The following is a 7,580-nucleotide window of genomic DNA, read 5'->3' as shown; positions in this document are numbered from 1 at the left end:
AGCTCCGTATACGGCATACCAACTCCCCAGTGTCTTGATGCTGATCTACTCCCTTATTGTGCAATCTCGATTATGAACTGGCACACTACTTGACCATTCATGCAGGAGGTCTATTAAGTGCGCTTCGATCTGCCGGTGTGGGTGTCAGTCCTCAACCTGCCTTATTCGGTATGCTATTTGGCATTCATGTGACGAATAATCCAATAACTAATTGAAAGAGATAATAGGGCAATTCCCAACCCAATTATGTCAACTCCTGATGTTTTTTCCAAGTCTAAAATAATAATTTTTCTAGCAACAGCGATTATAGAAGTAACAATAACTAATTCAACTTGAATAACGTGTTTTTTTAGATATGCAGTGATATTTTCTAGTATTTCAAGAGCAATCAAAACATTCAAAAACAACCCAAATATTTTGAATAATGTTTTAGTAAAAGGCTCATCTGGTTGACCAATCAGCGTTTGTAGCAAAGACAAGCCTAGATTCCAAATTGCTAACAGGATAACTAATATCATAGCAACCGAAAGAACCTTGGAAACTATACCCTCTATATTTTCTAGTTGGTGTAAAAAGTTTTCATCTCTGAAAGCTGCTCTGATTTGTTTTGTTAGCTTTTTGCCTGTCCGCATTTTGCCAGTCTCTTTTTATAGACACACCATTGACATTGTTTGAAAAGCGTTAGTATTTTTTATAATTAACGCGCTAAAAGGCAAAAGGAAAAAAAGGGGTGTCATTTTTCCTTTTGCCTTTTGCTTTATTCGTCGTCGTGAGCGAAGCGGTTGTAGAGGAAATCCAGAGCGTGATTCCGCAGTTTGTAGTATTGCGGATCTTCCATAATGCGGGCGCGATCGCGCGGACGCGGAAAAGGTATTTCCATTACCTCACCAATTTTAGCGTGAGGCCCATTCGTCATCATCACCAATCGATCTGCTAGAAATAGAGCTTCATCAATATCGTGAGTGATCATCAACACGGTTGCCCGGTTGTCGTTCCAAATTTTCAGCAATTCTTCCTGTAATTCTTCCTTAGTAATTGCATCCAACGCCCCAAAAGGCTCATCCAAAATCAATACTTGGGGACGAATCGCCAAAGCACGAGCAATACTCACCCGCTGTTTCATCCCGCCGGATAATTGCGGCGGCTTTTTGTCAGCAGCTTCTGTGAGTCCTACCATTGCTAAATGATCTCGCACTATTGCCCTTTTTTCAGCTTCCGGTTTATTAGGATAAACTGCGTTAACAGCCAGGTAAATGTTTTCAAACGCAGTCCGCCAAGGCAACAAAGCGTAATTCTGGAATACTACCATGCGGTCTGGTCCCGGTTGAGTGATGCGCTTAGAGCCAACCCGCACCTCGCCGCTGCTGGGCGTATTGAAACCCGACACCATATTGAGCAGTGTCGATTTACCACAGCCAGAGTGACCGATGAGGCAGATAAACTCGCCTTGCTGTACGGTAAGGTTAACGTCTTCCAGCACCGTGTAAGGACCTTTTGGTGTTGGATAAACTTTGGATACGTTCTCAATCACCAAAAACGGTGAACTAGGGGATTTTTGAGTGTTGAGTTTTGAGTTTTGAGTTAAAGAATTTGAGGTTTGAAAGTTAAAAGCTTGCATGGCGGTAGAAGGAGTAAATAAACTGTGGGAGCAAAACTAGGGGATTTCTAATCGCGGCTACACAGGCAGAACTCTACAAAAGTGGGTTTCAAATTCAATCCACGCAGGCGGACAAGAGTTTGTATAGCCGCGAATGACCTTCGCTGGGGTTTCTATTAATTAAGCTGCTGTCTTTGTCCTGGAATCGATGACAACTTCCGCAACTGAAAAGTCCTGCTTAATTGCCAGACTGTTGAGGTAGGAAATTGGGTCATCGGCGTTAAAGGGAGTGCCGTCAAAAAGTTGAATTGCGCTGCGAGTGTAACTAATGTCAAGACCCAGTTCTCGCGCTGCTGTACTGAACGCACCAACTCGACAGACTCGTTCCAGGATTTCTACCCAATTTCTGGGGAAAGGAGTATCGCCCCAACGCGCTAGCTGTGTCATAATCCAAAGTTGCTCAGTACGACTGGGACGGTTGACACCACCTTCACCGTAAAACTGGTGATGGGCATACTCGCGCATGGGATGCTCTAAGCTACAGGCCGAGTAGTTTGGTTCTCCCATCTGGATGTAAGCCAAATCGGTGCTTACATACTCCCGTCGCGCCAAAATCTCCCGAATTTCTTGGGCATTAGCCATATCTGCACAGTATTTGCAAGCCTCTAAGAGAGCTTTAACTAAGGCAATGTGGGTGTTCGGATAAGCTGCTGCCCAGTCTTCCCGCACTCCTAGAACTTTGCCTGGGTGTCCCAGCCAAATTTCTAAGTCTGTCGCAATAGTAAAGCCAATTTCTTCCTCGGCGGCGCGGAGGTTCCAAGGTTCCCCGACGCAGTAACCGTCAATCGTTCCGGCTTGCAAATCTACCACCATTTGAGCGGGAGGGATGGTCTTCAGGGATACGTCGCGGTCAGGGTCAATGCCACCAGCTGCCAGCCAATAACGCAGCAGCAAATTGTGCATAGAACTGGGATGCACCATTCCCATCCGGTGCTGACGATCGGGGGTGCGACGCAGGTAATCTTTAAAATCAGATAAGGTGTAGACGCCTTCCTCGTAGAAGTGCTTGGCGAGGGTGATGGCGTTGCCGTTGCGGGTCATGGTCAGGGAGGTGACGACCGGAACGGAGCGGTTTTCATGACCTCCCAGGGTCAACCAGAGGGGCATTCCGGAGGGCATCTGGGCGGCATCTAAATATCCGCCAGTCATGCCGTCGGTGATTCCCCGCCAGCTGGTTTCGCGCATTAGGTTGACTTCATCGAGTCCATGCTTGGTAAAGAAACCTTTTTCTTTAGCGACAGCTAGAGGCGCACAAGCGGTTAGCGGTAAGAAGCCAATATCGAGATTAACTTTTTCTAGACCATGACGAGCGATCGCTGTCGTCTTCCTCGCCCGAATTTTCTTAATCCGTTTCTGCTGATTGAGAAAGTAAATCATCTCACTTCGCAAGCTGTAGTAGCTGGGATGTTCTACTACTTCCATCCGCTTGCGGGGTCGGGGAATATCAACTTCTAGAATCTGACCGATTTTGGATTCTGGCCCATTGGTGAGCATTACAATTCGGTCAGATAATAGCACTGCTTCATCGACATCGTGAGTCACCATGACGGCGGTGACTTGGTTTTCTTCGCAAATTTTCATCAGCTGTTCTTGCAAGTTACCCCGCGTCAGTGCATCTAATGCACCAAACGGTTCATCTAATAGGAGTAACTTGGGACGAATCGCGAGGGCGCGTGCGATCGCTACCCTTTGTTTCATTCCACCCGATAATTGAGCGGGTGGTTTATCGGCAGCATGACGCAACCCTACCATATCGATATGCTGCTCAACGATTGCTTTGCGTTCCCCGGCTGGCAAATCTTTCATCACCGAGTTTACAGCTAACGCAATATTTTCCCGTACTGTGCGCCAAGGCAATAGCGAATAATTTTGGAATACTACCATCCGGTCAGGGCCAGGTTTAGTAATGCGTTGTCCTTCCAGCGTCACTACACCTTCAGTTGGCAAATCCAAACCCGCCACCATGTTTAACAAAGTGGATTTACCACAACCGGAGTGTCCAATCAGAGAGACAAATTCTCCCTTTTTTATCTGGAGGTCAATTCCTTTGAGGGCGACATAGGTGCCACCTCCGGTTAACGAAAAAACTTTATCTATTTGGTCAACGGCAACAAAAACGCTCATAGTAGTTGGTAATTGGTAATTGGTAATTGGTGATGACTAACGGGTGATTGGTAGTAGGTAATAGGTAGTAATGTAGGCGCTTTTTACCCATTACCCAGTCCCTACTTCTGTCCTTCGGGTAAAATCCGCGTTTCGATCCAACCCATCGCTTTATCTAGCAGCAGACCAACAACACCGATGTAAATCAGAGCCAAAATAACCTCACTGACGTTGTTATTTTGATAAGCTTCCCAGATGAAAAAGCCAATCCCGACAATACCGGACATCACAATTTCTGCCGCAATAATCGCCAACCAAGCCAAACCAATCGCAATTCTCAAGCCTGTGAAAATGTAAGGGAGAGCCGCAGGAATCAGAATATTGAAGAAATACTCTTTGCGTGAAAGCTGCAAAACTTTGGCGACATTATTATAGTCTTGAGGAATTTGCTTCACTCCCACCGCCGTGTTTATCAAGATAGGCCAGATAGCGGTGATAAAAATTACGAAAAGGGCGGCTGGTTCGTTTTGGCGCAATGCTGCCAAAGAAATTGGCACCCAAGCTAGAGGCGGTACAGTTCGCAATAACTGGAAGATGGGATCTAAAGCTTTGGACATCATTTTATTCGTACCAATCAAGATGCCCAAGGCAATGCCTACAATTGCCGCTAAGGAGTAACTAATAGCAACTCGTTGTAAGCTGGCGAGAATCTGCCAAAACAAACCTTTATCCGTCCCGCCTTTGTCATAAAAAGGCCAGAAAATTAGTATCCAAGTATCTTTGACAACCTGTATTGGCCCTGGTAGCGTTGCACCTGGAGTCCAAGAAAACAGCTGCCACGCGCCGAGGAAGATAGCGATCGCAATAATTGGCGGTATCAGATCGGGAAATTGTTTGTTCAGGTGGGATAACCAAGTGTTCTGGGAAGCAGTTGCAGGACGTCTTTGTAGCGTTGTCATGGACAGGGTTCTCCTAAACTTAACTAATGGGTAATCGGTCTATTGGTTGTTGCCCGTGGTCTATTGTTTGTTATCAACTAACTGCTGACAACCGACTAAGCTCTCACCTTCTTGATTTTCAGTTGTTGCAGGTAAGCTGTGGGATTCTCTGGGTCAAACTTGACACCATCAAAAAATTCTTCAACGCCACGAGACGTACTTGTAGGAATGTCCGCAGTAGAAATTCCGGCTTCTTTGGCAGCTTCTCGCCAAATGTCTTCCCGATTGACTTTATCAATAAGGGCTTTAGCATTTGCCAATGTAGATTCAGGCAAAAATCCCCAGCGGACGCTTTCTGTGAGAAACCAAAGATCGTGGCTCTTATAAGGATAAGAAACACTTCCTTTTTCATCTTTCCAGTAATAAGCTGCCATTGATTTATCATCAATGATGCGACCATCGCCCATATCGTATTTACCTTGGAATGGTTCTGCCAGTATTTCAGATGGAAGATTAAAATAATTTCGTGCGCCAAGGATTTCAGCGGCTTCTTTTCGGTTGTCAAAATTATCCAACCATTGCTGCGCTTCCATAATGCCTTTCAAAAGCGCTTTGGTTGCTTTAGGATTTTTATCAACCCAATCTCCTCTCATGGCGAAGTATTCTTCGGGGTGATTTTTCCAAATTTGCGCTGTTAATGCTGAAACGAAGCCAATCTTATCTTTAACAATTCGATAAGGCCAAGGGTCGCCTGTACTGAAAGCATCCATTGTCCCCGTCTTCATATTGGCAACAGTTTGAGCAGAGGGTACGGGAATTAATTTAACTTCAGTGTCTGGATCGATGCCGTTTCCAGCTAACCAGTAGCGAATCCAGAAATCCTGATTAACTTGTGCAAAAGTATAAGCAGCGGTAAAAGGAGTTTTCGCGGATTTTAGTCCGTCAAAAAAGGCCGTTGCTTTGTCCATTTTTAACTCAAGACCTTTTCCTAGATGCTTGCTAGCAATCGCAATTCCATTTCCATGAGTAATCAACTGAGCCAGCACGTACATGGGAATTTTCTGATTACCTTTGGTAATTAAACCTTCAGTAATAAGATGTGGCATTGGCATCTGATATTGACCACCATCAACACCGCCACCCGCTGAACCAATTTCGGTGTTATCCCGCATAGAACCCCAAGAAGCTTGCTTGGAAAGCTCAACTCCAGTCATGCCATACTTGGCAAAGAAACCTTTTTCTTGAGCAATAATAAAAGGAGCTGCTTCTACAATTGGGATATATCCTAGTTTTACTTTGGTCGTTTCCGGAGCTTGTTCTGGGCTAATATTAGCGGCAGGCGTTGTCTGGGCTTGAGTTCTGTTGTTGAATTCTGGGGGATTTCCTAAACAACCTTTGAGCAATAAAGACCCCATTACGGAGGCTCCAGCAGTTAGGATGAATTTGCGGCGTGAAAGTTTAGAAAATTCGCTCATAAGGTCTCCTTGCTACAATCTTGTTTAGGATTTTGAACAGAAAAGCTATCTGAATCAAAAGAACGCTTTTTAAACGCAAAAGCCATGCCAATTAAAGGCACAACAAACCGATTCCCTGGAATGGTTAAAGGTTTAATGCACTAATGACGGTTGTTGGATACAACCAAGTCGCGAACCTAGTGATAGATTTACGACAATTAGCTTTTGAAAAATTTGCTGAGGTTGCTCGCGCTAGCTTCTTTGCGTCAGGTAACGTTGCTTTTCCTCTGCGTTAAAGGTAAATATATCACCTTGATTAGTGAGCGCCTAGCTAAAAAGCATTACTTATCAGTGGAATCTTCAATGGTATTTATAAATTTTTTCTTTAGATTAGACGCCATAATCAGCTAAACCAATAGGCTGATTAACGGGTGATTATCTAAACTCCTGAATTTGACCTAAAACCTAATTCAAGGCAGCGCGATCGCTCAAATTGCATACATCAGGCAGACTTGTTAATGAAAAATCCAATGGTAATCATAGAAATTTCCTTGGATGTCATCGCTCGACCGAATAAACAGCCTAATTAAGTTTTGCTTATTTAACCGATTTAATCAGGTTTATCAAATTTCCTCAACTTGAGGCGCTCGCTGATGCTGAATGCATTGATCCCTCTAGCCTATCGGGAGAGCTAAAGTCATCTTCTATTTCCGCCTAATGCAGCAGACAGACTGGTGATTTTGGTAGATTACGATGTGAAGCGAGCAGCCAGTTTTTGGTTGGGTTTCGCTCCCACACAAGCCTAACGAACGGCTTTTCAAAGGTTTCAAGAGTTTTGGAGAGTCTTGCAGCTCGAAACCTCACCCCCAACTCTCTCTTTGCTTGCAGGGAAGAGCCGGGGTGGGGTAAAACTGGACTGCATCCAAACCAGAATTGCTGTATGCGAAAACTAAAATATTACGTAGCTTGTACCATTGATGGGTTTATTGCCCACGAAGACCACACAATTGATGGTTTTCCTTCGGAAGGCGAACACATAACCGATTATCTCGAATCGCTCAAGCAGTTTGATGTTGTTTTAATGGGACGCAGGACATACGAGTTCGGACTGAAGCTCGGCGTTACCAATCCTTATCCAGCGATGAAGCAGTACGTTTTCTCGCGGACGATGAAGGAAAGTCCGGATGAGAATGTTGAACTCGTTTCGGACAATATTGCTGAATTGGTCAGGAAATTGAAAAATGAAACCGGCAAAGACATCTACCTTTGCGGTGGCGCGGATCTAGCGACAATGCTTCTTGGCGAAAACTTGATTAGACCTCTTGCAAAAGTCGTCGCTGGGGTAATATGAGGTCTGAAATTATGCGCTCGCTCACCTGTCTTCTACGCTCACCCCTGGTAATTCATAAGTAAAGCTAATGAAATACG

General features: G+C 44.8%; 5 protein-coding genes and 1 pseudogene. 1 reads left to right on the top strand and 5 read right to left on the bottom strand.

Going from position 1 to position 7,580, the window contains the following annotated elements:
• Positions 1-173 precede the first annotated feature (173 nt).
• The 5 genes from NDI34_RS27225 to NDI34_RS27205 form a co-directional block, all read right to left on the bottom strand.
• Positions 174-632 (bottom strand): phosphate-starvation-inducible PsiE family protein, encoded by a 459-nt coding sequence (locus NDI34_RS27225; RefSeq protein WP_190535255.1) that lies wholly within the window; start codon positions 630-632, stop codon positions 174-176.
• Between the two features lie 125 nt (positions 633-757).
• On the bottom strand, positions 758-1,618 hold the full coding sequence (locus NDI34_RS27220; protein ID WP_190535252.1) for a nitrate ABC transporter ATP-binding protein: 861 nt from the start codon (positions 1,616-1,618) through the stop codon (positions 758-760).
• Between the two features lie 159 nt (positions 1,619-1,777).
• Positions 1,778-3,781, bottom strand: coding sequence for a nitrate ABC transporter ATP-binding protein (locus NDI34_RS27215; RefSeq protein WP_190687784.1), 2,004 nt, complete (start codon positions 3,779-3,781; stop codon positions 1,778-1,780).
• 101 nt (positions 3,782-3,882) lie between these two features.
• A complete protein-coding gene (gene ntrB, locus NDI34_RS27210) occupies positions 3,883-4,719 on the bottom strand; it encodes a nitrate ABC transporter permease (RefSeq protein ID WP_348234389.1) in 837 nt (278 codons plus the stop codon).
• A 95-nt stretch (positions 4,720-4,814) separates the two neighbouring features.
• Complete coding sequence (locus tag NDI34_RS27205) at positions 4,815-6,173, bottom strand: CmpA/NrtA family ABC transporter substrate-binding protein (protein WP_348234388.1); 1,359 nt, start codon at positions 6,171-6,173, stop codon at positions 4,815-4,817.
• Between the two features lie 919 nt (positions 6,174-7,092).
• Here NDI34_RS27205 and NDI34_RS27200 point away from each other — a divergent pair.
• A pseudogene (locus tag NDI34_RS27200) lies at positions 7,093-7,458 on the top strand (dihydrofolate reductase family protein); the annotation flags it as partial.
• Positions 7,459-7,580: the final 122 nt, after the last annotated feature.

The sequence above is a fragment of the Trichocoleus sp. DQ-U1 genome (assembly GCF_039961925.1).
Classification (GTDB): Bacteria; Cyanobacteriota; Cyanobacteriia; order Cyanobacteriales; family FACHB-T130; genus FACHB-T130.
Note: the sequence above shows the minus strand (reverse complement) of the source record. Positions and strands in the feature narration are given on the sequence as shown.

What these genes read in the sequence shown, in the direction of transcription:
- NDI34_RS27225 (WP_190535255.1), bottom strand. Translation starts at nt 632, where the DNA reads ATGCGGACAGGCAAAAAGCTAACAAAACAAATCAGAGCAGCTTTCAGA.
- NDI34_RS27220 (WP_190535252.1), bottom strand. Translation starts at nt 1,618, where the DNA reads ATGCAAGCTTTTAACTTTCAAACCTCAAATTCTTTAACTCAAAACTCA.
- NDI34_RS27215 (WP_190687784.1), bottom strand. Translation starts at nt 3,781, where the DNA reads ATGAGCGTTTTTGTTGCCGTTGACCAAATAGATAAAGTTTTTTCGTTA.
- ntrB (WP_348234389.1), bottom strand. Translation starts at nt 4,719, where the DNA reads ATGACAACGCTACAAAGACGTCCTGCAACTGCTTCCCAGAACACTTGG.
- NDI34_RS27205 (WP_348234388.1), bottom strand. Translation starts at nt 6,173, where the DNA reads ATGAGCGAATTTTCTAAACTTTCACGCCGCAAATTCATCCTAACTGCT.